Origin of the sequence: Bacteroides rodentium JCM 16496, from assembly GCF_000614125.1 — a bacterium.
Classification (GTDB): Bacteria; Bacteroidota; Bacteroidia; order Bacteroidales; family Bacteroidaceae; genus Bacteroides; species Bacteroides rodentium.
This window is the reverse complement of record NZ_BAKJ01000007.1, coordinates 1-25,696: the sequence shown is the minus strand read 5'-3', so window position 1 is coordinate 25,696 and position 25,696 is coordinate 1. Positions and strand designations below refer to the sequence as shown.

At 49.0% G+C, this 25,696-nt stretch carries 18 protein-coding genes and 2 pseudogenes; 3 read left to right on the top strand and 17 right to left on the bottom strand.

Annotated features, from left to right (window positions below; all coding sequences use genetic code 11):
* Positions 1-18: 18 nt before the first annotated feature.
* Positions 19-2,115 carry a VapE domain-containing protein gene (locus JCM16496_RS04620; RefSeq protein ID WP_025832621.1) on the bottom strand — a complete coding sequence of 699 codons (2,097 nt, stop codon included), beginning with the start codon at positions 2,113-2,115 and terminating at the stop codon, positions 19-21.
* Between the two features lie 433 nt (positions 2,116-2,548).
* On the opposite strand from JCM16496_RS04620, the gene JCM16496_RS04610 reads away from it, so the two are divergent.
* The 3 genes from JCM16496_RS04610 to JCM16496_RS04600 all read left to right on the top strand — a co-directional run bounded on the left by JCM16496_RS04610 (position 2,549) and on the right by JCM16496_RS04600 (position 5,233).
* Positions 2,549-3,187 (top strand): HU family DNA-binding protein, encoded by a 639-nt coding sequence (locus JCM16496_RS04610; protein ID WP_025832619.1) that lies wholly within the window; start codon positions 2,549-2,551, stop codon positions 3,185-3,187.
* Between the two features lie 255 nt (positions 3,188-3,442).
* Positions 3,443-3,640 (top strand): helix-turn-helix transcriptional regulator, encoded by a 198-nt coding sequence (locus tag JCM16496_RS04605; RefSeq protein ID WP_025832617.1) that lies wholly within the window; start codon positions 3,443-3,445, stop codon positions 3,638-3,640.
* 12 nt (positions 3,641-3,652) lie between these two features.
* On the top strand, positions 3,653-5,233 hold the full coding sequence (locus tag JCM16496_RS04600; protein WP_025832615.1) for an RNA/DNA-binding domain-containing protein: 1,581 nt from the start codon (positions 3,653-3,655) through the stop codon (positions 5,231-5,233).
* A 64-nt stretch (positions 5,234-5,297) separates the two neighbouring features.
* Here JCM16496_RS04600 and JCM16496_RS04595 read toward each other — a convergent pair.
* The 16 genes and pseudogenes from JCM16496_RS04595 to JCM16496_RS21420 all read right to left on the bottom strand — a co-directional run.
* Positions 5,298-8,541, bottom strand: a pseudogene (locus JCM16496_RS04595) (efflux RND transporter permease subunit).
* Between the two features lie 116 nt (positions 8,542-8,657).
* Positions 8,658-10,130 (bottom strand): TolC family protein, encoded by a 1,473-nt coding sequence (locus JCM16496_RS04590; protein ID WP_025832612.1) that lies wholly within the window; start codon positions 10,128-10,130, stop codon positions 8,658-8,660.
* A 74-nt stretch (positions 10,131-10,204) separates the two neighbouring features.
* Positions 10,205-13,299 (bottom strand): annotated as a pseudogene (locus JCM16496_RS04585) (efflux RND transporter permease subunit).
* Positions 13,300-13,393: 94 nt separating this feature from the next.
* Positions 13,394-14,467, bottom strand: a complete 1,074-nt coding sequence (locus JCM16496_RS04580; protein WP_025832610.1) for an efflux RND transporter periplasmic adaptor subunit — start codon at positions 14,465-14,467, stop codon at positions 13,394-13,396.
* A gap of 10 nt (positions 14,468-14,477) precedes the next feature.
* Positions 14,478-15,089 (bottom strand): DUF4934 domain-containing protein, encoded by a 612-nt coding sequence (locus tag JCM16496_RS23480; protein WP_244440241.1) that lies wholly within the window; start codon positions 15,087-15,089, stop codon positions 14,478-14,480.
* Positions 15,077-15,706 (bottom strand): DUF4934 domain-containing protein, encoded by a 630-nt coding sequence (locus JCM16496_RS23475; protein WP_244440240.1) that lies wholly within the window; start codon positions 15,704-15,706, stop codon positions 15,077-15,079. Before JCM16496_RS23475 ends, JCM16496_RS23480 begins: the two co-directional genes overlap by 13 nt.
* An 87-nt stretch (positions 15,707-15,793) precedes the next feature.
* On the bottom strand, positions 15,794-17,467 hold the full coding sequence (locus JCM16496_RS04570) for an O-antigen ligase family protein (protein WP_025832608.1): 1,674 nt from the start codon (positions 17,465-17,467) through the stop codon (positions 15,794-15,796).
* A gap of 204 nt (positions 17,468-17,671) precedes the next feature.
* Positions 17,672-19,450: a hypothetical protein gene (locus JCM16496_RS04565; protein ID WP_244440239.1), complete on the bottom strand. Its 1,779-nt coding sequence runs from the start codon at positions 19,448-19,450 to the stop codon at positions 17,672-17,674.
* Positions 19,437-20,354 carry a signal peptidase I gene (gene lepB / locus JCM16496_RS04560; RefSeq protein ID WP_025832606.1) on the bottom strand — a complete coding sequence of 306 codons (918 nt, stop codon included), beginning with the start codon at positions 20,352-20,354 and terminating at the stop codon, positions 19,437-19,439. Before lepB ends, JCM16496_RS04565 begins: the two co-directional genes overlap by 14 nt.
* 27 nt (positions 20,355-20,381) lie before the next feature.
* On the bottom strand, positions 20,382-20,852 hold the full coding sequence (locus tag JCM16496_RS23470) for a DUF1573 domain-containing protein (RefSeq protein ID WP_244440238.1): 471 nt from the start codon (positions 20,850-20,852) through the stop codon (positions 20,382-20,384).
* 421 nt (positions 20,853-21,273) lie between these two features.
* On the bottom strand, positions 21,274-22,371 hold the full coding sequence (locus tag JCM16496_RS04550; protein ID WP_025832601.1) for a DUF4934 domain-containing protein: 1,098 nt from the start codon (positions 22,369-22,371) through the stop codon (positions 21,274-21,276).
* Between the two features lie 385 nt (positions 22,372-22,756).
* Entirely contained in the window at positions 22,757-23,077 is a 321-nt protein-coding gene (locus JCM16496_RS04535; RefSeq protein ID WP_025832599.1) for a hypothetical protein, read from the bottom strand.
* Between the two features lie 27 nt (positions 23,078-23,104).
* Positions 23,105-23,989 carry a DUF1573 domain-containing protein gene (locus JCM16496_RS04530; protein ID WP_025832597.1) on the bottom strand — a complete coding sequence of 295 codons (885 nt, stop codon included), beginning with the start codon at positions 23,987-23,989 and terminating at the stop codon, positions 23,105-23,107.
* A gap of 24 nt (positions 23,990-24,013) precedes the next feature.
* Positions 24,014-25,132 (bottom strand): BF3164 family lipoprotein, encoded by a 1,119-nt coding sequence (locus JCM16496_RS04525; RefSeq protein WP_145973816.1) that lies wholly within the window; start codon positions 25,130-25,132, stop codon positions 24,014-24,016.
* A complete protein-coding gene (locus JCM16496_RS04520) occupies positions 25,123-25,353 on the bottom strand; it encodes an NVEALA domain-containing protein (protein WP_025832594.1) in 231 nt (76 codons plus the stop codon). The genes JCM16496_RS04525 and JCM16496_RS04520 overlap by 10 nt, the downstream gene beginning before the upstream one ends.
* A 174-nt stretch (positions 25,354-25,527) precedes the next feature.
* Positions 25,528-25,696: BF3164 family lipoprotein (locus JCM16496_RS21420; protein WP_244440252.1), on the bottom strand; the 169-nt coding region annotated here is incomplete at its 5' end.

The following is a 25,696-nucleotide window of genomic DNA, read 5'->3' as shown; positions in this document are numbered from 1 at the left end:
ATACGGATTTTTTAATCATCACAGTCTCACCACCCAATACAGTATTCCCTTGTTGGCACGCCTCGACTTCACCTCGTTCTTCTTCAATATCCTCCCGAAAAACTTCACATTGCCACTGTTCAGCTTAATCTCCCGGTTGCGGGCGTGCATCACCTCCAGCATCTGCATGGGAGAAAGGTATTCGCCCGCCTCCCCCTCTTCCGGCGAACGGAAACAGCAGTGGAACAACTGCTCCAACGGGCTGACCTGCTCAAATTCACGGTTGGAATCCTTCAAGACGGCCTCGTCTTCGTCGTCGAACCAGTAGCGTTCGCCCTGCAGGATGTCGTGCATGGCCTGCGCATAGAGTTGCCGGTAGTTTATCGTCACATTGGTGCGGATGGTTGCCGTCACCTCCACGCAGACAAAGCGGCGGCTGCCGCTGGTGTCCGAAAGTAGGTCCTTATGGTTGCTCGTGCCGATGAACGAGGCGTAGCGCCGCATCTCCTGGATGCTGGTGCCGTAGGGCTTGCGAAGATTGGCGACGGGCTTCTGCAACAGATGCTTCAAGAAGCCTTGCTGACCCTCGCTTATCTGGTCGAACTCATCCATATTTATCAACAAGAAGCGTCCCAGAGACAGCTCCGCGTCACGCTTGCTCTTGAAGTCCAGGCTGTCCGTATAGCCGAAACGCAGTTCGGGAGGCAGGATGATGCGGCAAAACGTGGACTTGCGGCACCCCTGGGGGCCTATCAGCAGGGGTGAAGTGCTGTTGGCGTGCATTTTGTTGCCCAGTCCCCGCCAATGCGCCACCATGTTCAGAAACCAACGGTAGAAGAACTCCCGCCAGTGCGGATTACTGCACGGCACCAGGTCGGCCAGCGCACGGATGCGGTCTTTCCCGTCCCAACGACCTGTGCTGCAGAGGTATTCTTCGACGGGATTGTACAGGGGGACACGGTTGGAGGTCAGGTAGCGGTTCACGTCGCGGTCCCACACGCGGATGCCCTCCTGCAAGGCATCCATCGCCACACTGCTACGGGCACGCTGGTCCACCGGCTGGAAATAGAAATGGACGGAATCGCGCTGACGGTATTCCAGGTCGCCCAGCAACTGGTTGAGGCGGAATTCATAACGTCGCTCCATGAACTCTTCCAGTTGCAGGCAGGTCGCCTGCTCCGGAGTAAGGACCGTTTTCTTGCCGAAACCTTTACATTCCCGATAGAGGTTGTGCAGGGTGGCACGCACCGTCTGCTCGTCTGCCTGGCGATAGAAGTGTATCAGTATCTGCCTCACCGCCTCCTCTTCGGGAATGCCCGCCCGGTAGCACTGCTCCCCCAGATGTATCATCAGCGGCTGGAGGTCGTCACCGCGGCGCCAGTGCTCCACCTCGTCGAGCGCCTTGCCCAAGGCCGCCTCAAACAGCATGGTAAAGGTCTGCGAAGCCTCGTAGCCGGGTTGCAACCGCTGCAAGGGGTTTGCCTCCGTCTGCTTGCGTTCCCGGAAGGTCTGCTCGCCGGGCATGGCCAGCGGCTGTTCCAGGCAGAAGGGCACGGCATCCGGATGATAGTAGGGGCGGGTGTCCAGCGTCATCCGGAAACTGTCCCAGGGAGAAGGCTCCTTCAGCAAGATGCGGAAAGGCAGTATCGGCTGGTAGCACTGCACGGCCATGCGGTAAGCATGCGCATGAAACAGCTTCATCTGCTCCTCCTCTTGCGGCAACCCTCCGTCCGGCAAGGCAAAACGCACCCAAATCTTTACACTCCGTCCGCTGCTTCCGGCAAAGGCGGCACACGTCTGCGGCAGAAGCGCCGCCTGCCCCTTCACCAGTTCCACCTCGGCGGGTCCGGCAAGCTGCTGCACCTCGAGCAGCACGATGCCGTTGTAATGTTTCAGTCTCCGTTCTCCCTCACGCGTCCGCCCCAACTCCACACCGGGACAGATGCGGGGCAACCGGTCTATATGTTCGTAACGGCCTCCGTCTCTGCCGTTCGTATAGGCTACCATCGTGCGCAATCCGCTGACCCACCGTTCCCTCGTCTCCACTCGTATCCGTTCCATAAACGCATCCGCCCCGCAGGTGCTAAGGCACTCTTTTCCGGTGTTTCCATCGGTTCGTATCAAGGTTATTTTCATTTTCGCTTATCTTGAAAAACATTCCGTGAGAAGGAACCATTTCCTAATCGGCTACAAGGTACGGACAAAGCCCCATATATGCAAATAAACAAAGCCTTTTGTCTTCATGGAGACAGCCATTGCACAGCGCGTCAGATGCTTGAAGAAAATTAAGAAAACACACGTCAAAAACTTGCATTCGCCCTACTATTTTCGTATCTTTGATACATGCAAAACCTCGTTCCCCCGACGTGGGCTGCAGGGCACACAAGGGTGTGCCTGCCGGTTGCCGGACGGGTGCCGGACAGCCCACGTGCGGGGGACGAAGAAAAGCATAAAGCTTTCGGGCATCCGGCACGGTTCCTTTCCACATTTTCCATCTACACGGGAGAGAAAAAGTACAGATATTCCAAAGGTTCAGAACAGGTATTCATTAAACTAAAACAGTAGCATTATGGCAGCACAGTATGACTTCCGACCCATGCCGAACCCGACAAAGGACGGCAACAAACCCCAGCTCTTGTATCCGCGCATCGTGAACAAGGGCACCATCGACACCCAACGCCTGGTGAGCGACATCAGCGGGATGTCCAGCTTCAGCCCCGGAGACATCGAAGGACTGTTGGCGGCACTGGAGGACCGCATCTCCTATTATCTTTCCGAAGGACACCATGTGCAACTGGGAAACATGGGATATTTCTCGGCCGGACTCACCGCCCGCCCCGTCGAAGACAAGAAAGAAATCCATGCGCAAAGCATTTTCTTCGGAAAGGTGCATTTCCGCGTCTCGCCCGCCTTCCGCAAGCGGTGCGCAGGATTCCTGGAACGCGTGCGTCCCGGCTACGGTTTCCGCCAAAGCCAGGAGTTGAGCGGCGCGGAGCGATACAGCCGCCTGATGGCGTATCTGGACACGCATCCCTTCATCACCCGACTTAATTACAGTGGAATCACGGGACTTTTGAAGAACAAGGCGCTGAATGACCTCAATTTGCTTGTTAATAAAGGTTATTTGGACATAATCGGAAGGGGGTCGCACAAAGTGTATATAAAGGCTGTAAATAAGGAAGTTACAGAAGAAAACAGTCCCCAATAGCTCAAAAGAGCGTGCTGAGGACGATTTCTCAGCACGCTCTCAACACGGTTCTCAACACAGTCTAATGCTTTGGTTTAAAGACCGTTGCAGCGATTCGTGCTGAGTGCTGAGAAATATGACAAAAAAACCAAGGAGTATTTGCGACCCGCCCCTAATCAAACAACGGAAAATTCCCTGTTTCGATAAAGCTGTCATTTAAGGCTGATTTATCAATAAAAACAATTATCTTTGCATTAAAAAACAATTTGTTGGTAAATGGGAAAGGAGATAAACCGTATAAAAGCTGTCTTGGCTGAAGCCGGGAAAACGAATATGTGGTTGGCCGAACAGTTGGGCGTAAACCCGACGACGGTATCGAAATGGTGTACGAATACCTGTCAGCCGGATTTATACACCCTCTCACGAATTGCAGAGTTACTCAACGTGAGCCGCAGGGAATTGTTGCGCCCTTAAAATTGTTCGATTATGGCAGAACATACAATAGATCAATACGAAAGAATCAAGGCATTGATAAGTCAAGGCGAGACTTCGGAAATCGAGTTCAAATCGGCACGCGGAGGATTTCCCGGCAGTTTTTGGGAGAGCTACTCGGCTTTTGCCAATACAAATGGTGGTACGATTGTACTGGGTGTGGTGGAAAAAAACAACCAATTTTTCTTTGATGGACTTACGGAAGAAACCATTGTACGTCATAAAAAGAACTTTTGGGATTGCGCCCATAACAGAGGCAAGATAAGCACCTGTCTTCCCCGTGAATCAGATATAAGAATAGAAAAAGCCGGAGAATCGTATATACTGATATGCGATATTCCACGTGCGAGTTACGAGTTACGTCCCGTGTATATCGGTTCCAATCCATTCGGGAACACTTACCGGAGGAATCACGAGGGCGATTATCTCTGTACCGATGCGGAGATAAGACGAATGTTTGCGGACGCCGAACATGACCGTCATTCACAGGACGGACGTATCCTTGTGGGCTTTGACTTTGAAAGGGACATAGACATCGAATCCTTGCATCAATATCGACAAACCATCGCCAGCTTACAGCCGTCCCATCCTTGGATCGGTATAAACGACATGGATTTCTTAAAAAAGTTAGGAGCATACGCTACGGAATATGAAACCGGTAAAGAGGGATTCACGTTGGCCGGTATTCTGATGTTCGGTAAATACGACAGTATTACTAACAATTCGGGCGACCCGATGTATTTTGTGGATTATCGTGAACGTATAGCGACTGACAGTCCAGATATAAGGTGGACAAACCGTATCTATCCGGACGGCTTGTGGGAAGCCAACCTTTATCAATTCTATATAAGGGTATATAATCGGCTGATACAATCCCTGCCACGTCCGTTCATGATGAAAGACGGGGTGCGTCAGGAAGAGACACCGGCTCACGATGCCGTGAGAGAAGCACTCATCAATTGCATTATCCACCAAGATGTAAATGCGCAAGGACATATCGTTGTGGAACGTACCGATGAGAGCCTTGTCTTTATGAATCCGGGGATGATGCTGGTTTCTAAACAGCAGTATTTCGAAGGAGGGCGCAGCATTTGTCGTAATCCGATTCTGCAAAAGATGTTCATGCGGCTGGGACGTGCCGAGAAAGCCGGTAGCGGCGTGGATAAGATTGTGAGCGGTTGGCAGTCTTTGGGCTGGCCGCTTCCTACTGTAGCCGAGGAAACACGTCCGGACTATGTAGTATTGACCATGCAATTGGGTACAGCCACCGTTAAGAAAACGACGCAAGAAAACGACACAAGAAAACGACATAAGAAAACGACACAAGAAAACGACACAAGAAAACGACACAAGCAGGATGTGAGAAAACAGCAACTTTTGGAGTTTTGCTCCGAACCGAAGTCTTTGTTTGACATTATGCAGTATCTGGGACTGAAAGCCCGGAAAAATGTAATGAATGTCTATATCAATCCGATGATTGGTGCAGGGGTATTGGAAATGACGGAGCCGAACAATCCCACAAGCCGTAACCAGATGTATGTAACGGTAAAAGTGGAGCAAGGACTTCAAAAGTAAGTTGATAATAGGATATTGCGGCTTAGGCGCATAAATCGGGCTTTTAAGAATAAAATCTGCTGAATCAGCCCAATCCGTGTCTTTCCGGTTCCATCCCCGCACACTTCCGAAGACAATCACGCCGCCGCAGCACAAAAACCGGCAGGAAAAAGAAGATACCGATGACGGACATCAACAATCCGCCAATGGTGCCTGCCGCCAGCGGAAACCAGAAAGCCTCCTTATCCGTGCCCACCATGAAGGGGATAAATCCCAGAATGGTAGAAACCACCGTCAAGAAAATGGGAACAACCTTCGCATTCCACGCCTTGACGTAGGCACGCAGGCGGAAAGACGGGGGAAGCGGCGGCGGATGCTGTTGTACTCGTTCAGGATGTAGATGCTGGCATTCACCGTGATGCCGCACAGCAGGACAAACGAGGCAAAACCGCCCTGGTCGAAGTTCAGCCGGAACCAATAGAAAGTAAGAAATACCCCGATATAAGAAACCGGAATCACAAAGATGATGGCAAGCGGCTGCTTCAGGGAGTTGAACAGGACGCTGGTGGTAAAGAAGATGATGGCTATCACCACCAGCAGAAGCAGGTACTGGCGGTTGTCCTTCTCGCCCCATGCCCAACTGTCGCTGTCCGACTCGGCTGTATAGCCCATCGGCAGCAGCAGGTTGAATTCCTCCAGGTCACGTTTCTGTATCTTGTTGCCCATCTCATTGGAGCCGATATATTCGTATTGCAGGCAGAGGCGGTACTGCTGGTTTTCTTTGGCAATCTCCTGCGGCATCTGTCCCTTTTCCACCGTGGCCAGTTCGGAAAGCTTGTAATGCTTGCCGTTGCCTGCCCCATAGGGAAAGAACTGCATCGCCCAGATGTCATATTCGGCAGACTGGCGGGAAGAGAGCTTGATTTTCTCCGACCCCTGCTCCGTAGCCACCGAGCCAATCTCCAGGTTCCTGCCGAAGATGGGGCGCACCGCAGAGAAAAGCACTTGCGCATCGATGCCCTCTTGCGCCATGCGCTCCTTGTTCAGGTTGAAGTAGAATTCCTGATAGTCGTCCTTCCACCAGGAGAACTCCGAATTGATGAGCACTTCCTTGATGCGCCGGTGCGTCAGCAGCTTGGCCTTCAGCTTCTCCGCCCACTCATAGAGTTCGTCGTAGTTGTAGCCGTACATCCTGATGCGGTAGGAGCCGGCATTCTCGCGGACATCATTGCTGAACCCCTGGTCCTGCAATCCGTAGATGCCCCAGCTGCCGCCTCCCAGTTCCAGCGCCTTGCTTATCATATTGGCTTTCAGTGTATAGGGGAAACCGCTGTTCCGGGCTTCCTTCTTGAAATAAATCTGCATACTGGCACGCCGGGGGCTGTAGATGGAAGTATGGAACTGCCTGATTTCCTTGAAACCGCTCAGATAAGTCTCCATACGCTTCATCAAGGTATTCATCTGCTCCAGCGTGCTGCCATTGGGAAGGTTGGCGTTGGCATAGAGCACCACCTCCTCATTGCGGGTGAAGTAGCTGCCCTCGTACACCTTCTGTATGAAAAGCCGTAAGCTGCCGCCCAGTGCCTTGTCCACAACGGGTTTTACCGACTCCTTATAGGCCGGCGAACCGAACACCTTATTGTAAGCGGCCTCCCATCTCCCGTCTCCTTCCAACTTGTCCGGCAGCAGAAATACGGGCAGACCGAAACCCAACAGCAACAGCAGGCATACAGCCCAGCGCCAACGGCACAGAAAACGGATGAGGACAGAGTAGAAACGGGAGAAGTAAACGGGCAAACGGCGGAAAATCCGTCCCGGCCTTGTTCTGAACATTTGTGTCACCCCGGGCAAGGCAAAGCGGCTCTTCTTCTTTCCTGCACCCCGCTTCACCAGCCCTATCTTCTCAATCATGGACGGAACAAAGAACAATGCCACCATCAGTGAAACAGCCAGATTGATAATGACCACCGCCGCAAAGTCCTGCAGGTTGAGCCGTATCTTCTCGTCGAGGAAGAAGATGATGACCAGCGCCCCCATCGTGGTGAGGGTGGCCGCCAGCACCGACATGAAAGCTTTGAGATTGCGCCGGTGCAGGATGTGGTCGGTCATCACGATAGTACTGTCTATCACCAGATTCAGCGAAACGGTGATGCCCGCCAGCGAATAGAGCTGCATCTCCAGTCCGAAGAGGCAGTAGAAGATGAGCGCCACCGCGATATTGACAGACAGACTGGTGACAATCAGGAAGAGGTACTTCAGCTTGCGCGTAATGAGCCATACGAACACCAGCAGGATGAGTACCGTCAGGCCGGTGCGGAAGTAAATCTTGTCCAGCTCCTGGCGTATGTATTCGGTGGCATCATAGCCGGTATGCACTTCATATCCGGCGGGAAGCAGCTGCCGGATGCCTGCCATCGCGTCCGTGACGGCACGGTTCAGTTGCAACTGGTTGGCAGTCTCTTCCGCAGTAATGGATAGATAGACGGAATTCAGCCCGTTGATGCGGTAATAGCTTTGCGGCTCCTCCTCCATGTGGGCCACAGAGACCAGTTCGTCCAGCCGGAGCAGTTTCCCGTCGGCAGTCGTCACGGTGATGGCGGCAGGGTCGAAGCCGGTAGAGTCGCTTTCCGGAACCAGTGCCAGCCGTATCCATTCCTGGCCGCCGGTGCCGGCATCCACATTGTGCGTGCCCAGAAATTCTTTGCGGTAGTGGCGCTGCACGGCGGTGCTGATGTCCGAGAGGGTGACTCCCAGCAGGCGCAGTTGCTCGCTGTCATACTGCAGCCTCCACTCCATGGGTGTGGCACCGCTGAGTTCCACCTTATAGATGCCCGGGATACTTGCCAGCCGCGGTTGATATGCTCCTCGGCATACTGCTGAATCAATATCGGGGTAGAGGGGGCGTTCAGGGTGAAGGACATGAAGGGGCGTGAGGCGTTCTCGTCGGGCACTTTCATGTGAATGGTGGGATAGCTGACCCCTTCGGGCAATTGGGGCCACGTCTGGCGGATGATGGTGGAAGCTTCGAAGCGGACTGCCTCGACATCGGCATGCTTGTCCAGCTCCACGGTAATGTTGCCGTAGCCGTTGCCCGAGGTGGAGTTCAGCCGCTTCACTCCGCGGATACGCGCCAGCATGGATTCCAGTTTGCTGGTCACTTCCATCTCCACCACCCGCGACGAGGTGCCCGGCATACTGAAACCCACCGTAAAGCCGGGCAGGCTGCGTGACGGATTCAGCTTGACGGGAAGCAACGGTATCAACGCCACCCCTACCAAAGCAAGGCAGACGAAGGTGACGATGACGGTGAAAGAGGACGTGGTCTTCATTAGGGGTTATTAGTTATTGGTTAAGTAGATGTTGAAATTTAGTTATTAATTATTGGTTATGATTCTTTCAATTTTCAATTGTCAATTTTCAATTGTCAATTGTCAACTGTCAACTGTCAATTGTCATACTCGAACTTCTCCGACAGCGAGAATCCGCTGGCAAAGTCGTGCAATGTCAGTTTCCTTATCTTATAGTAATTCAGCCAGTAGTCCTGCAGGGCAGAGATGTAGTTGCGCTGCGCTTCCTGCTGGCGGTTAAGCGAGAGGGTCAGGCTGTTGATGTCCGCCTTGCCGATGATGAAGCGCTGGCGGGTTTCGTTGTAGGCCAGGATGGCGAGGTCGAGGGCCTCTTCGGCACTGGCAACGAGGGCTTGCTGGACGTTGAAGTCGCTCACGGTCATGATGACTTCCTCTTCGATGCTGATTTCGCTCTGCCGGGCAGAGGTGCGGACTACATTCAGATTGTTGCGCGCCATGTTATACTTGCCTTTGCGCACGCCCCAGTCCACCAAGGGGATGGAGACACTGACGGAGACCATTTCCTGCTGCATGGGGTGCTTGTAGGCTTCGCCGAACTTCTCCGCTACCTGGTTGAAGCCGACGCTGGCGTTGATGCTGGCGTTGAAGCGCGATTCCTTCTTCGTCTTGTCCACTGTCTGCTCGGCTTCCAGCACGCCCTGGCGAAGCTCCAGAAAATCCGGGTTATTGGCTTTGGCAGCCTGCAAAGCCTCGTCCACCGGTATGGTCAGTGTCTGCGGACGTCCCGGAAGGGAAACGCGGATGTCGGTGTTCTTCTCCATATTCAGGAAGGAGGCCAGGGAGAACATGGCGCGCTTCAAGGCGCTGGAGGCATTCTGCAAGGTGTTGCGGGCGTTCACCACGTCGAGCTTCAGCGTCAGCAGGTCGGCGCGGCTGATGGCGGCTATCTTCAGGCGCTGCATGCCGATGCGGTAGAGGGTGTCGGTAGAGAGGGCATTGTCCTGCGCCAAGTCATACTCCGCCTGCGCCATGGCAAGGGCGAAGAAGTAGGTGGTGGCCTGCTCGGACACCTGCTCGGCGTTGTAGATGTACTCCTTCTTCACCTTCTCGTACTTCAGCGGTTCAATCCTGCATTCCCAGCGGAAGGGGTTGTAGCCCACGAGGCTCTGGGAGTAGCCCAGACGTACCGGAACACTGGTAAACTGGGTGTATTTGTTACCGCCGAAGCTACGCATATAGCCCAGTTCCGTATCCAGATAGAACGTACCTCCCGTCAAGTCGAAGTTCTGGCGGACGGCGAGGTTGCCGTAGGCATAGAAGGACTGCTGGCTGCGGTAGATGTCAAGGTCCTGCCCGGAGTCGTAACGCTTGGTGATGTCGCGGTTGTACTGTGCCGGAGTCATGTTCAGTGTCAGGCTGGGAAGGCGGTTTGCCTTATAGGTGCGGTATTCCCAATAACCGGCCAGATACATGTTCTTGGTACGGAAAGCTTCCAGCGAGCTGTCGTTTGCCAAGGCAATGGTCTGCTGCAAATCAAGCGTAATCCGCTGCTGGGCAAAAGCGGAAGACACTCCGAAGATAAGACAAGATATAAAAAACAGTTTCTTCATGCTATTTCGTTTAGTAAATGATAATTCACCACAGAGGACACAGAGGTGCACAGAGTTTTTTTCTTCACAGACAGTTAAACTCTGTGCGCCTCCGTGTCCTCTGTGGTGGAACCTTTATATATAAACCAATATATCAACGGGATGATGAACAAGCTGACCAGCGTTCCTACAGACATAGCCCCGATCATCGCTATGGAAAGCGGCTTCTGCAGCTCCGAGCCCATGTCGAACGAGAACAGCAGCGGCACCATGGCAAAGATGGTGGTGAGCGACGTCATGATGATGGGCCGGAGCCTTCTGCGCCCCGCCTCATGGATGGCTTCGAGCAGCGGCATGCCTGCTCTCCGCAGCTCATTGATGGCATCCAGTTTCAGGATGGAGTCGTTGATGATGATACCGCACGTCACAATCAGTCCGATGGCGGACATCAGGTTCAGCGTATGCCCGCAAACCCATAAGAGTCCCAAGCGAAGGCGACATCTATCGGGATTTCCAGCAGCACGATGAGCGGCTGCACAAAACTCTCGAACTGCGCCGCCAGGATGAAATACATCAGCAGGACGGAGATGAAAAGAATCACTACCAGCTCGTCCAGCATCTGCCGGTTGGAGAAGAAACTGCCGGAGAAGGCCGCATCCCACCGGCCCGTGGCATCCGCCTCCCGCTTCACCTCCGTCATCAGAGCCGGGGCGTCCGTCACATCGTAGAAACGGAAAGGGATGTACTCTCCGTTGCGGCCTGCCGTAATCGTCTTCAAGTCCTCAGTCGGACGGACCTTTACCAATTCGCGAAGCGGAATATGCTCCACCTCGCCCTTCTCGTCCGGACGGGTCTGTATCAGCGTCTCTTGCAGTACATCATTCACCGTCCGCTCCTCGCCCACGATGCTGATGGGCAGGTATTGCTGGTAAGAATGGAGCATCGCCACACTGTTCTCCTTGAACGCCGTCCGCAGCGTGCGCAGCAGTTCGTCATACGATACGTTGTAGAGCAACAGCCGCTCCTGCAGGATGCTTATGTCCAGTTGGTTCTCGAAGGCGATGCCCACGGGTGCGGTTCCGGTAAGCTCCGTCAACCACAGTTCCAGTCCGCGCAACTCCTCTGCCACCGGTGCCTGCTCCTTGTTACGGGCATAGAGTTCTGCCACCACATCGGCCTCTCCGGTCACGAAAAGCTTCTCGAACACCGTCTCGGGCGGAGAAAAGGAGACCACGGCCAACGGATATTCCCGCTTCAGCCACTCACCCACCCGCTTCTGCAAAAGGGCAATCCCGTCCGGCGAGGGGGTCTTGAAGTACAGCTCCGATTCCGAAGATGAGAGTGCCTGCTCGCGATTCAACAGATAGTCCTGACGACCCACAGCCGCCGTCTGCTCCACCGTCTCTTCCCTCAGCAAGCCGAACAGTGCATCCACCCGCCTGCGGTTCTCGTCCACATGTATATTCTCGTTCCACTCCACGCGGGCTATCAGTTCATTCTGGTCTATCTCGGGCATACGCTCCTTACCTATCACATAGAAGAAAAAGACACAAAGCGGCACGGACACCACACAGAACACGACACTTGCCGTCTTATGGGCGAATATCCAGTCGATGCCCGCATCATAGAAGCGGTCCAGCGTATGTTCCTTCAACGGATTGTGGATGCGGATGCGCGAGAACCAAGACCTGCCGCGCAACCCCGTCCGGTAGACCAGATAGTACAGCACCGGCAGCAGCATGATACCCGTAAAGTAGGAAATCAGCAGTCCCACCGTCACCGAGAATGCCTGGTCGTAGAATAGCGCCCCCGCAATGCCGCTCATGAATATCAGCGGCACGAATACGGCAATGGTGGTCAGCGACGAACTCAGCATCGGGGTAATCACCTCACTCGTCCCCGTCACGCAGGCCCGCCGCAACGAGTAACCCCGTTCGCGGTACTGCGAAATGTTCTCCGTGACAATGATGCTGCTGTCAATCATCATGCCCAGTGCCAGGATAAGTCCCGACAAAGAAATGATATTGAGCGACATCCCGAACAGATAGAAAAACAGGAAGCAGATAACGATAGATACCACCATACTCAACCCAATGATGAACGGCGACTTGATGTCACCCAGAAAGAGCACCGCCACAATGCAGATGAACAGGAAACCCAACGACAGATTCTGCTGAAGATTGGAGATGGTATAGTCCAGCAACTCCGTCTGGTTACGGCTGACATTGAAATCAATGTCGGGATATACCCGTCTGAAATAGTCCATCGTACTGTTGATGGCAAGCTTCATGTCGTCCATATTCTCGTCCGCCTGCTTGATGACGGCAAGGGTAACGGCACGCTTGCCATTACTCATGGAGACGCCTTTCTCCTTGGCAGGAACAATCTCTACCCGGCAGAAGTCGCCCAGGCGGATGATGCGCCCCTCCTTACGCAGCAGGATGTCCTTCACGTCCTTCTCCGTGCGCAGCAGGGTGGAGAACTTGATGTTGTATTCGTAGTAGCCGTCGCGCACGGTCATGCTGCCCGGCTCCACGTTGTTTTGTGCCAGTACGTTTTCGATGTCTTCAATGGAGAGGCCCAATACAGCAAGCTTATCCGGGTCGGGTACAATCTGCAACTGGCGTTCTACCAAGCCCGTAATATCCACCATCGCCACTTCCGCCAACTGCTCGATGCGGCGCTTTATGACATTTTCGGCAAACTCGCACAAATCAAGAAACGCGCGTTCGTCCGTCCTGCCGTATGCACTGTCGTTCTTCAACGTCAGATTGAGGTAGAAGACGGGGATGTCCGTCGCGCTTGCCTTTATCACCTTCGGGCGGTCGGTATCCTTGGGCAGATGGTTCATGGCGGCGTCAATCTTCTCGTTCACCTCGATAAAGGCAAGGTCGGTATTCGTGCCGTAGTCAAAACCCAGCCGGATGATGCCCGCCCCGTCACGCGTCTCGCTATCCATGTCCTTCAGCTTCGCCACCTGGATGAGCTGCTGGCGAAGCGGCTTCACCACCGTATTCTCCAGCTCGCGCGCCGAGGTGTTCTGCGCCGACACCTGCACTGTTATTTCCGGAATGGCAATATCGGGCAGCAAGGATACCGGCAGGGTGAAGTAAGTCACCAGCCCGACAATGAAGCACGCTGTAAATGCCATCAGTACGGCAATAGGCCGTTGTATCAAGAACTTTACCACAGAAGAGTTATGAGTTATGAGTTATAAGTTATGAGTTATCTAATTTCAACCATCAACTGTCAACCATCAACTGTCAATTGTCAATTATCAACTGTCAATTGTCAATTGTTTTCACCGTCGCCTCGTGTGCCAGGTTCACATTTCCCGTCACGATGACCGTATCGCCTTCTTTCAAGGCATCATCGGCCATGCTATAGCTTTCCGCATTCTCCAGTCCGGTCTGCACATAGTTCCACTGCGCCTTTCCGTCTTTCAAGGTAAACACTACCTGCTTGCCCGAACGCAGCACCACGGCACTCTTCGGTATTACAAGCTGCCCGCCCAGAGAGCGGTGCACGTTCACCCTCACGTTCATGCCGCTGAACAGCCCCCCCTTGCCGCCAACGGATGCCTTTACTTTCACCATTCCTTTGTCATCCACCAGGGGATTGATTTGAGTGATGCGCCCCTCCTGCCTGGAACCGGCATCCGAATAAGGGGTAATGATTACCTTGTCGCCACTCTTTATCAGGGGCAGTTCGCTTTCCAGCACCGTGAAGTCCACTTCCATGCCTTGCGTGCCGATGATGGAGCAAAAGGCTTCCGAGGTACTTGCCTCGTTGAAGGGTTTGGAAAAGAGATTCGCCACCACCCCGTCGAAAGGAGCTGCCAATGTGGCGTGCTCTTCTTCATACACGGCGAGTTCGTATAGGGAGAGGCTCTGGTCGTAACCGCTCTTCACGCGCGCCAGCTTCATGATGTCGGCAGGGACTTTGGAAGTGTCCCCCACCGGATAGCCCTGCCCTATCAATACATCCTGCAGTTCGAGCTCCGCTTTGTCCAGGGCATCCTTGGCTTGTGCGGTCTTGTTCTTCAGGCGGAACTTGTCCAGCTCCGCCAGTTTCTGCCCTTTGCGCACATGCTCGCCGTTCTTCACATAGATATGCGCCACTATGCCGGCCGTCTCAAACCGCAATTCCGCCATGGCTCCGGCTGTCACCTTTCCGTTGCTCACCAGTTCATGCTCAAAGGTCGCCCGCTTCAGGACTTTCACGGTCACTTCATTGCTTTCACTTGGCAGGACGGTTGCCACCCCTTCCTCGGACTCTTTTCCCTTTCCGGCATCGGAGCAGGCGGCAAGCAGGGCAACGGCCATGCATAGCAGGTATCGATAGTTCTGTGTCTTCATATTCATATTTTTAAGGCAATGTCATAACCACTACCGGATTGGAATCTTCCGTCAGAGTCTTTAACACGGCCAATTTTTCATTCCCGGCTTCTTCCGGATGCTCTTCCAGCCATCCAAGCACTTCATCCGAGCCGACAATCATCGCATATTCCCCCAGCATGCTGCATGTCTTGGGGTGAAAAGGCATAAATCCTGTCAAGTCATCTGTTATACCTTCCTTTTCAGTATACATACGGGTAGTACCAGACTTACGGTCATGAATGCCGTTGAATGCTTCCGGTTCACTGGTATACAGTCCACGTGTGCATTGGAAGAAAATATTATTCTCTGTTTCAAAGACAGCCCCCACCAGCAGACGCGATTCATTGTCTTTCGAATCGGTACGCGCTTCTGCTCCCCAATGCCACTTGCCGGTACTGAATACGACAGACGGCTCCAGCATATCACGTTTCACTGTGTAGACTGTATCGTTGAAGCTCTCCTTAAACTGTATCTTCCCATCCATCTTCCATAAAAAAGGATGTCCGCTGATAGCCGCAGACTGGCTGCCATCCTTGAATATGGTCAGTACGATAGCGGAAATTCCCTGCTTCTTAATGGAAATGCTGGCTATATCCTGCACCTGCTTCTCCGGCAAGACAGGAAATAGACTGGGAACGTATCCACCTGCTCGCCCGCCTCATTAAAAAACAGTAAAGCCCGTGCATTATAGCCCATGGCAATATTATTGTAATGTCCTATAATCAGAGAATCAGTGAAAGCAAAATCACCCGGCGCCGCAGGAGGCGTGGGTATCGTTACCCTTCCCCGATAGTTACCCTGCACATCATACTTCTGTAGCATATTCGGGGCACGCTGAAAATAGAGTAATCCGTCCACATCATTATAAGTGGCAGCAGCATAAGAATAAGCTTCCGGATCGTCTCCGGTATGCCCTACCTTGCTGATGAACCGTCCGTCTGCCTTATCAAAGACAAAACAATCTTTATGGGAAAAAACGACTATATATTTATCCAGCAACAAGATATCCGGACCTGCCCCGATCAGGCACGAATCTGTTGTTTCCAAAGCCACATAGCGCACATCCTTACCCAATTCGGAAAGTTTCAATTCTGTAAGATTTTCCATGGCACTTGCCACGTCAACGGAACATAATCTTTCATTCACAGTCTGCGGAGTACCGGAACAAGCAGTTGCCATACAAGCAAAGCAGACAATATACAACCAATTCTTCTTCATGATTTTCGTGTGTTTAAATTCAATATTCATAATATCTCCACAAATAAACTAAAATATTTAGTTTTAAAACTAACATCCATAGTTAAATTACTTAAAAGGCGTAATTATCTGTATTTTCTTTACTTCCTCCCTCATCTGTCGTATTGCCGTAGAATGCACTTTCGGCTCTTTCGTCAATACCATCCGCTTCACTTTTTCAAACTTGTCCGGTTGCCTGAAGCTTGGTTCCGCATAAAGCTTCGCAAGCAGATAATAGGGATAAATACGTCCCGGCAACCGATGGGTGGAACGGACAAACCGGTCTTCCGCAGATAAGCAGTCACCCATCTGCTGATAGTTTTTACCCATTACATTCAGTATCATCGGGTCGCAACTACGTCGCAAGGCTTCTTCCAAAACACGATTGGATTCATTGAACTTCTGCTGTTTGTGCAATCCATGCCCATACTCGAACAAGAAAGCCGCCCTATTCCTCAACGAAGGATAAAGGCGCTCATACTCTTTCTCTACCGATTGATACGCACCTGCATTATACAGCACCCGCGCGTTCATCCATTCGCGGCAGGCCTGCTCCGTCCGCAAATCATTCTTTAAGCGAAAACCGCCCACAACACCTACCAATACAGCCAATCCCAACCATTGCCAACGGCTTCCATCGAATATACAAGCCAGCAGCAACCCTCCAAATGTAACGATAAATGCCGGTAGCTGCAACGGATAGGAAGAAAAAGAGAATATCATCAGAGAAAGAATGGCACCACAGATGCCGTAACGTTCTTTTCTAACTCCTATATACAGACACAATATGACGGCAACCAACAGACAAGCAGCCAAAGGAATGCCCAGCTCCACCGCAGCCTGCAAATATTCATTGAAAGCATATTCGGGACTTCCTGCCACACGCTCCTCCCACGGTTCATAATCGCCTGCCGCAAAATAAGCCTCTTGCGCATCACCGTATGCCACTGCAAAGTTGTTGACACCATATCCGGCCAACGGTTTCTCCGCAATGGCGCGGCAGGTTATCTTCCACATAAACAGACGCCCACGTGCAGAATCGGGCTTCAAGGCAAACAGTAAATGACCCGCCAACAGCAAAACACATAATCCGCCAATCACCGCCATCACCACCCGCAGCCTTTGCTGCTGCCATAATAATCTGAACTTATCCGTCCAATCCATATGCCATGCATATACACAAAAACAAGAAACTCCCGCCGCCAGCCATGCCGAACGGCTCATTCCTGCCGGAAGCACACATAGGATAAGAAGCATCACGCCACCGGAAAACATCGTTCCTATCTTGGCAACCACTCTTTCCCAACTTCTCCCGTCATTCCGAACCAAACGAAGCATCTCCTCCCTTTCCTTGCCGCCCAGCCACCGGTACAGGCAGACAGGCAGCACCATCGCCAAGTATCCGGAATAGGGACCGGGATTGAAGAAACTCCCCGTCAGGGCATACAACGAATGGCGAGAAGACTCGAAACCGTAGAGTTGGCGCAAGCCGATAAAGGCCTCAACGGCTCCCCATAACATCAACGACCAGGCAACAGCTTTGGAAACCGGCAACACATCCCCTTTAGAGCACAACAACAATGCCCCCCAAAGGCAGACAGCTGCCAGCACCGCCATTTTGTCGAACCACACCCACTGCCCGACGGTTTCGCCCGCAGCCAGACCGTCGCCAGGCAGACCCGCCAACGAGAACAGCGCGGCTACAGCCACCACTTGCAGGCAAATGCCTATGAGTTTTTTCATCCTATATTCGCATTATCTACCAAAACAGCTGCTCGCCGTCTTTATAACAAAATATCCTCTCTTCCATGCCTTCCGACAAATTCCTCAACCAATACAAGGCATCTGCCGGAACATCCTTGAACTGCAATGAAACCGTTGTCGCCACTTGCCTTCCCAAGGATACCCACTGCCCGTCTTTCCAATAGAACAATTCGTAAGTATCGCCTATAGCAATTGTATTGCCATCCCCCTCGGAGTATAGATAATCTTCTCCATGGCAACGGGATGTCCAAAATCCATACCGACCCATCCACCGGATTCGATAGGAGCATCAAAGTAAGTCAGAAGATTTCCATCAAAGGCTACCTCTTTGCGGGTTCCGGGATTATCACCATAAGAGCCTTCCGTACCTATCACTTTTCCTGCAACAGCCCGATGAGAGCTACTATCCACAAAAGTGATTTCCGATATATTACAATAGCTCTCTTGAGACGGTTGGTAGAATCGCCAATACCTATAGGCTTCCGTTCCGGGAGACAGCACTACCTCCCTGCCCCTTATTCCCCATTCCGTTACTTCATGAATGGTAACAGAGTCCTCGAAGTTTGCCGTATTGGCTGCCTGGAACTTCCCGCCCACAATACGATGGGCAACGCCTTGCACATGAGGGAAAAGCGGATATTTCCGATAGAGCACCATTTCATCCATAGTCTCCTTTTGCGGAATAATCTGTCTGACCTCGCCTTTTGAGGTCAGCACAAAAGGATTGCCCAAAGGGGTAACCGTATAATTCTGATAAGCCACCGGAAGGTACAAGACATCACGCCCCAAATTACGGAACAAAGCTTTGCCATGACAAACCTCTGCGAAAGCGACAGGATTCCACGCCTTATTATCGAATATGGCCAGATAAATATATTTACCGGCCCCTCTATCCACCTTGACCTCCACATCGGATGTCTCCATATACTCACTTGTCACGTCCTTGATACACAACGTCCGGAAGTTTCCCGGCACACATTGTTCATTTTTATGCAACTTCTCCAAATCGGGATTGACAGCATACGTATTCCGATAAACCTTTGCCATTTTTTCATCAAGTTTGTGCGGATTTCCCGGATTACTTTCAACCCCGCCAAACGGAATAGGCTTGCCACTGTTTGCCAATACCACATTCCAAGAATGTCCTATCTCGCGAAAAGGCCATTGGGGAGTAAAATCGATGGCTACCGGAACGCCCTCGCTTCTAAGCACCGCTGCAGCAATCTCCACATAATCCTGACATATTCCAAACGGCATCTGCAATTTAGTGGAGAGCCGATGGACCGGAAGCATTTCATTGCCACGTATATCCGGCCTTATGCTGTCTTTCAGATTAGAATTAATGCGGCATGTAGCCCATACAGCCGACTTCTTGTACATATAACAGTATTTCAGGTTGTCCACGCCCTCATCAAACCGGTTCTTCAGATAGGTGCGCCAGCCGTCCAAGGGTTGAAGCTCCACCACTTTATAAGGCAGTATCCACTCGCAAAAATCCTCAAAAGAGAGATGGGTACTCCAGCTGCCATGTTCCCACTGTTCGAAAGCACATTCTATGTTCTCTATCAGATAATCGGCTGTTATCACCTTCAAATCACACGTCATACGATATTGCCGGGCAAATCTGCGTCCCACTGTGTTCATCTCCTCCACCAGTTCATGTATCAGAATCCCATGTTTCTCCTGCAAAACAGAATCTACGGCATCATAGTATTCGTCAATCTCATTCCCCTGATAAGAGCTATGTCCACACATATTCTCTATCAGGAATTTTGCCGCTTCCAGTTTCAAGTAGTCATCCCGGTAATGGTCGAGTACTCGCTCCAGTTCCCCACGGTTGTCGCCCGCCAGGATGAGTGCCCGCTCCAAAGCCGTGTCCGGACTTTGACAGCAGACCAATGTCAGGCAAGCCACCAATACTCCCGGCAGGTATATCCATCTGTTACGTCTATTCTTCATCATATCTATCTGTTTTTCTAAATATCCTGTTCCACCTCACTTTGTCCGTTAGCTCGTCCACCGAATAGCCTATCCGCCAGACCCTGCCTACGATGAAATCCTCGGGAAGCAATCCCCAATAGCGTGAATCCCTTGAATTTTCCATCTTGTCGCCCGACACGAAATAGTAATTTTTGCGGAAGCAATAAGTGGTTATCACACTGTCACCCAAAAGCACCGTATCTCCACGAAAGGACAGTTTCTTCTTCTGTTCCCACTCTATCGCATTGCTATAAAGCAGTCTGTTTAGGGTATCCATCTCCACCACAGTACCTTTGCAAGGAATGTAGAAGGGGCCAAACTCCTTAATGCTCCAATCCACCTCTTCCCGGTTGGGATAGGCCTTAAGCACGATACCCGTCTCTTCCGCAGCGCCACTCTTCAACAAGCGTTGCAATTTATCCTGTGCATCCACGCAGCCCAAAGGGTGACGCACCCCACCGATGGCATAGCGCGCATTCTGTATCTCCAGCGTATCGCCGGGAAGGGCGATGCACCGCTTCACATAATAAAGCCTCATGTCCAATGCGATGCTGTCCCAACTACCCGGATAAGGAAAATTGAACACCAATATGTCGTTCCTACGAAACTTCCGCCAGCCCGGCATCCGATGGATATCCACTTCCTTGCCATCCAATACATCGAAGAGATTAAACAGGCGTGCACCGGTCGAACACTTGTCCACCCATATATTGTCACCCGGAAGCAAAGCAGGTTCCATGGAATCGGAAGGTATCTTGAAAGAGCAAACTACGAATACTTGCATAAGCACATAAACGACGAAGCAAAAGACGAAAGCCAAAATGGCATTCACCAATCTGTCCATCCACTTCTCAGCCACTTTTTCCAGTTTTTCTCTATCCGACATACGCACTGCTATTTTTACCGGTACTTTTTATTCCGCATCACCGGAAATCGTCAGTTTGACAGGCGATGTTTCCGCATTGCAATACATGGTGATTGTTTTGTTGAAATGTTCCGGCTTGTCGGCTTTATAGGTCACGGTCAGCAGCAATTCCTTTCCCGGCTGTACAGGTTCTTGGGGGTAGTCCACCGTGGTGCAGCCGCAAGAGGTGCTTACGCCTTCAATGACCAGCGGCTTGCCGCCGACGTTCTTCAAGGTGAAGGTGGCGGTTTGCGGTTGGTGCCAGTCGAAGGTGCCAAGCGAAACTAATGTTTGGTCTATACTGACTGTGGTTCTTATCAGCTTTTCTTTATCCTCTTCTCCAATCTTCCCACCTTGGATTATCTTCAGATAGAGTTCTTTCACTTTGGGGTTGTGAACCGGATTTCCTATAGCAAGCACTTTATTATCCTTATCAAGTAAAAACGTTTGGAATGTCGTATCATCAGGAAATTTATTCATTTCATAAAATTCATTATCCAAATCAAGACATACCGGATACACAAAATTTTCGCATTCCAATAAATACTTGACATTTTTCACCTTTTGAGAATGAATAAAGAGATACACAGGAACTTTAGTGGGCATATTTACATCCATATATGCAATAAATTCAGTCCAATCGCGCAATCTCAATTTGCAATTTGTGCAACCGGCAGAATCCACATATGATACTATTTTCAAGCTGTTCTCCAATGGGAAAGCCACAGTATCCTTACCTTGTATTGTAAAAACCGGATTTTCCGGAAATAATATGGTATGTTGTTTCCATTCTTTCACCAAATCTACCAATCTATTTTGTTCTGCATTATTACAAGAGACAAAAACAAGTAAAGCTAAAACAAGCAAAAAAGATTTCAACATCTGAATATTTTATTTGATATTATAAATTAAAGCCACAGACATCCAATAAGATAGGTTTTTTTTCCTGTTCCTCTTCCGAAATCCTTTCGTCTCCTATCATAAACAAGAATCCGCTATCACTTTCGCAACAAGCCAAAGTGGCTAAAAAGCCCAAACTCGTAGTCGGCACTATATCATTCAGTAATGACGGATTTTTACTGAAACGATGAGTTTTCGCCTTATTGCCATCAAATAGGGTTATCGTGATTTCCTCATCCGGATGCCTCATAGTCAATGCGACATTTTTTTTCCATGTCCGGAAGGACACAAGAGTAGAATATTTCTCTACCACCTTCTTATACTGTTCCTTCCAGCCATATTGTTCGTAATATTCCCTATTGACGGTAGTAGTTACCAAATTTTCTTGTGGTGGAAATAAATGACCTACATAGAGAGAATCAGACTTCTCATCGTATATCACCCCTTCTTGTGTACAGTCCAGATGGTACGTCATTTTATCATCATATCTACCAAACTGGACTATTTGAAAAGCACCATTTGCCAAATCCTTCTCCATAAATTCCTTTCGAATATTGCCGTGTATATCACAAACCTTAAATGTTATATCTCCTGGGGTGACCAGCAAAATCGTATTGTCATTTACATACTTGAATTGATTGACATGCCCTTCAACCGGAATACCTCTTTTAAAATCCAGTGTCTCAGAATCGTATATCTTTATCCCACCCAATGTGGAAATCCATATCTCATACAAATTATTTGTTTCCAGCACATCAAAATCATAAAGTTCTACATATTCGTGAGGTGCACTTCCTACGCGCGAAAGACATCTGATAAAATGCCCGTCCGCTCCAAATTCAAAAACACTATTTGCCGACCGAACATAATAAATAGAGCCGCACTTCAATATTTTCCCATTTCCGTTAAGCAAACAGGAATCATTGGTTTCCAATTGCACCAGCTTGTAATTAGTAAAAATTTCAGATAGTTTCTGATGGCCACTTTCACTCTGGAAACTAACTAAATTAGGAACGACGGCATTGGCATTTTCTTTTTCTACATGAGAGCATGAACTTATGGCAAAAAAGCAAAGTAAAATAACTAGAATACGTATCATTTCATTTTTTATTTAGGATGCTCAAAGCATAGACTTCAAGCATCCTGTATTCATAAATTCACTAATATTCAACACTGCCACATGTGCATGAGTTGCCATTTCCGTTTGAAAGGCAGTTCCAGTACGGACATCCATGTGAATCCGTATCACGCTTCCATTCCCATTTATATTTTCTTTTATTTCATTTAAATAAAACTTTCTTCTTCATTGTATCAATTGTTGTTATTTGAATGATGATGGCAAAGGTAGTGGAAAACAAAAGATTCATCCTAATTTTCGGGCTGACAAAAACTGACAATAGGTGTTTTTCCTTGGTTGTCAGTTTTTGTCAGCCGATGGCAGAGAACTGCTTACACGAGATTTTCTTCGATGAAATGGGGCTTTTTTAGTTGATAAGTATAATTTTCATTTTGATTGTACAACTTGACATTTGAGACAAATACCCACGTATTCTCAATATCCTTGAGTCGGCATCAAAACATAAGCCCTCTTCTATTTGATAAACATGAGACTCAATTCTATCTGTAACAATCACCGGAATTTCTTCTTTTACCACTATTGGAACTTCTTTTTCTATCACAACTTCCACTCTCTTGGCAAGGAAATAACGATAAAACCGAATTATATATTCTTGCACAAAAAACAGTAGGAAACCACAAAGAGCAAGAGCACACAACAAAACTTTATCTGTGGGGGTAAGCGACATACGCACTGCTATTTTTACCGGTACTTTTTATTCCGCATTACCGGAAATCGTCAGTTTGACAGGCGATGTTTCCGCATTGCAATACACGGTGATTGTTTTGTTGAAATGTTCCGGCTGTTCAGCCTTGTAAGTCACAACCAACACCAAACTCTTTCCCGGCTGTGCAGGCTCTTTGGGATAATCCACCGTGGTACAACCGCAGGAAGTACTCACGCCCTCTACGACCAATGGCTTATCACCGATGTTTTTCAAGGTGAAAGTTATTTTTTGCTCCTCACGCCAATCAAATTTGCCAAAAGAAAAAGAAGTTTTGTCAAATACGATTTCTGTCTTTACGGCTTGCTGTTCAGAAGAAAAGACATCATCGCCACGGATGATTTTTAAATACAACTCCTTCACCTTAGGATTATGGACTGGATTCCCAATGGCAAGTACCTTGTTGTCTTTGTCGAGCAAGAAAGTTTGGAATGCCATGTCTGTTGGAAAATGATTCAATTTATTCAAAGAGTCCTCTTCATCAATGCAAATTGGATAAGTAAAGTTTTCACGCTTCAATGTCTGCACCAAAGGTTTCTTGATTTTAGGATGCATGAAAAATAATACAGAGACTTTTTTACCAAAAAGAGAATCTAATTCCTGCATTAAATTTTTCCATTCTAAAAGTCGTAATTTGCAACTTATGCATCCTAAAGAATCCACGTAACTTACTATCCTGAAATGCGATTCTGAAAAGAAAAAATCTGAAGAGTCTTGCATCAATGAAGTAAAACGCATTTCTTCGGGGAACTTTATAGTTTTTCCATTCCAAGAACTAACGGTATTGTTTATCCTATTTTTTTCAGGAGAAACACAAGCACAGACACACTCCAAAAAAATTAAAAAGAGAAGATATTTTATATTTTTCGTTTTCATTCTAACAAATCACACAATTAGCAACTACATCACAGCCTTCACCAGCTCTTCTGTTTGTCTTGAATAACTATAAATTATACCTTTTGATTCATCCACAGCAAACGTATAAACAAATTGAGGAAGCACATATTTTTTTTGCGGTTTACCATCCCAAGAATATACAAAAATCTCGTTTCCATAAGGCCAGTTTCTCTCTGTTCTTTTGCAACCGGAATATAGCAAATAAATGTAATTTTCTGTCACATAAGTATTCACAAACGCCTTTCTGGTTTCCGGTGTCTTTCCCATACCATGTTTGCTACGGATATGAAATTTCGGAGCAAAGTTTGCAGGACCTTGCAATGCATGCTTGATATTTCCTTTAGAATCATAAATTTCTATCACATCGGTATAACGATAAGACAACAGAATGTCTTTTGTTACAGGATTAACATCTGCATAACAAGTACAAGCATCTATCAATGCCCCTAAATCAATACTGCTGTCCAAATACGAATAATTTCCTCTCTCAAAAAATTCCCCACTAAAAAGATTCACAAAGTTTATCTTCAACTTACTCTCAAAATCATTCGTCCCCAGGAATATGGAATCATTAAGCATTGCAGTGTTATAATAGCCGTGGCTTAATTCATGCCAGGCTATATCCGGATTCTCCGACAAAACAAAAGAGTCTATAGGAGCAATACCCACACGCTTTTTACTTATATCGTATAACCATAATTGATTATCCATTAAACCCATTTCACAAGACAACATTTCATTAGGTCCTCCTCCTCTCTTTACAATGTCACGAATTATCCGATTCTCATCCAATGAAAATACAGAAAGATACGTATCTTGAGCCCTGCAAAATGTTTGAATCAGTAACATGTCGTTGCTGATAAACATATTAGAAGGCTCTTCCAATAACGAATCTGAAAAAGGAATAAACTCTAACGAATCAACTAAAGGGAATTCATCAAAAGTTGTTTGTATATCATTAAGCTTGATCGCGTTTTCCACATCCGTACACCCGATACAAAAAGCCGATAATAAAACATAAAAAAAATTCTTCATACACCACTTCCATTTATATATGCCGGAAGAGATTTCATCCCATCCGGCATATATGTCATTCTTTTTATTTTTTCTAATCAACCCCAAGGGTTACTTTTTTCATCCCAATCTTTAACGTCTGTAGAACCAACACGACAAGTGTCTCCCGGATCATATTCACAAGTTATTTGGCTTTCTCCACTTGCCAATGCTTCCACATTCGCCAGCATAATGTCCGACATTGCTTCTGAATTTTGATTGGCATAAACGCCATATCCCGCTACTGCTGCAAAGGCAGCAACAAAAGTAAGTTTTATAATTCTCTTCATTGTATCATTTCTTTTGTAATTAATTAATTTGCAAGCATAAAGCTTGCATAACGATATCAGGATTTTAGCATCCCGAAAAGCTTGTCTTCCGCCAATCTATCGGAACGGACGGCTCGTAATGCACCAACAAGACGTTTGCCGTCCGCTCCTCTCCATTCCCATTTATATTTTCTTTTATTTCATTTGATATTCTACTATCGGTTCATCCTTGTTCACATCCGTAGCAAGAATCGTCCCTTTTTGCTCATTTACAAATATACCATAAATAAAATGGTCGAGTACATATTTACAGAGAGGTTCTCCTTTCAGGTTGAATACATAAATATATTGTCCGCCATCCACA

What these genes read in the sequence shown, in the direction of transcription:
- JCM16496_RS04600 (WP_025832615.1), top strand. Translation starts at nt 3,653, where the DNA reads ATGGCAGAACATACAATAGATCAATACGAAAGAATCAAGGCATTGATA.
- JCM16496_RS04570 (WP_025832608.1), bottom strand. Translation starts at nt 17,467, where the DNA reads ATGAAAAAACTCATAGGCATTTGCCTGCAAGTGGTGGCTGTAGCCGCG.
- JCM16496_RS04530 (WP_025832597.1), bottom strand. Translation starts at nt 23,989, where the DNA reads ATGAAAACGAAAAATATAAAATATCTTCTCTTTTTAATTTTTTTGGAG.
- JCM16496_RS04565 (WP_244440239.1), bottom strand. Translation starts at nt 19,450, where the DNA reads ATGATGAAGAATAGACGTAACAGATGGATATACCTGCCGGGAGTATTG.
- JCM16496_RS04590 (WP_025832612.1), bottom strand. Translation starts at nt 10,130, where the DNA reads ATGAAGAAACTGTTTTTTATATCTTGTCTTATCTTCGGAGTGTCTTCC.
- JCM16496_RS04520 (WP_025832594.1), bottom strand. Translation starts at nt 25,353, where the DNA reads ATGAAGAGAATTATAAAACTTACTTTTGTTGCTGCCTTTGCAGCAGTA.
- lepB (WP_025832606.1), bottom strand. Translation starts at nt 20,354, where the DNA reads ATGTCGGATAGAGAAAAACTGGAAAAAGTGGCTGAGAAGTGGATGGAC.
- JCM16496_RS23470 (WP_244440238.1), bottom strand. Translation starts at nt 20,852, where the DNA reads ATGAATAAATTTCCTGATGATACGACATTCCAAACGTTTTTACTTGAT.
- JCM16496_RS04550 (WP_025832601.1), bottom strand. Translation starts at nt 22,371, where the DNA reads ATGATACGTATTCTAGTTATTTTACTTTGCTTTTTTGCCATAAGTTCA.
- JCM16496_RS04605 (WP_025832617.1), top strand. Translation starts at nt 3,443, where the DNA reads ATGGGAAAGGAGATAAACCGTATAAAAGCTGTCTTGGCTGAAGCCGGG.
- JCM16496_RS04580 (WP_025832610.1), bottom strand. Translation starts at nt 14,467, where the DNA reads ATGAAGACACAGAACTATCGATACCTGCTATGCATGGCCGTTGCCCTG.
- JCM16496_RS04620 (WP_025832621.1), bottom strand. Translation starts at nt 2,115, where the DNA reads ATGAAAATAACCTTGATACGAACCGATGGAAACACCGGAAAAGAGTGC.
- JCM16496_RS23475 (WP_244440240.1), bottom strand. Translation starts at nt 15,706, where the DNA reads ATGAAGAAGAATTGGTTGTATATTGTCTGCTTTGCTTGTATGGCAACT.
- JCM16496_RS04535 (WP_025832599.1), bottom strand. Translation starts at nt 23,077, where the DNA reads ATGTCGCTTACCCCCACAGATAAAGTTTTGTTGTGTGCTCTTGCTCTT.
- JCM16496_RS04610 (WP_025832619.1), top strand. Translation starts at nt 2,549, where the DNA reads ATGGCAGCACAGTATGACTTCCGACCCATGCCGAACCCGACAAAGGAC.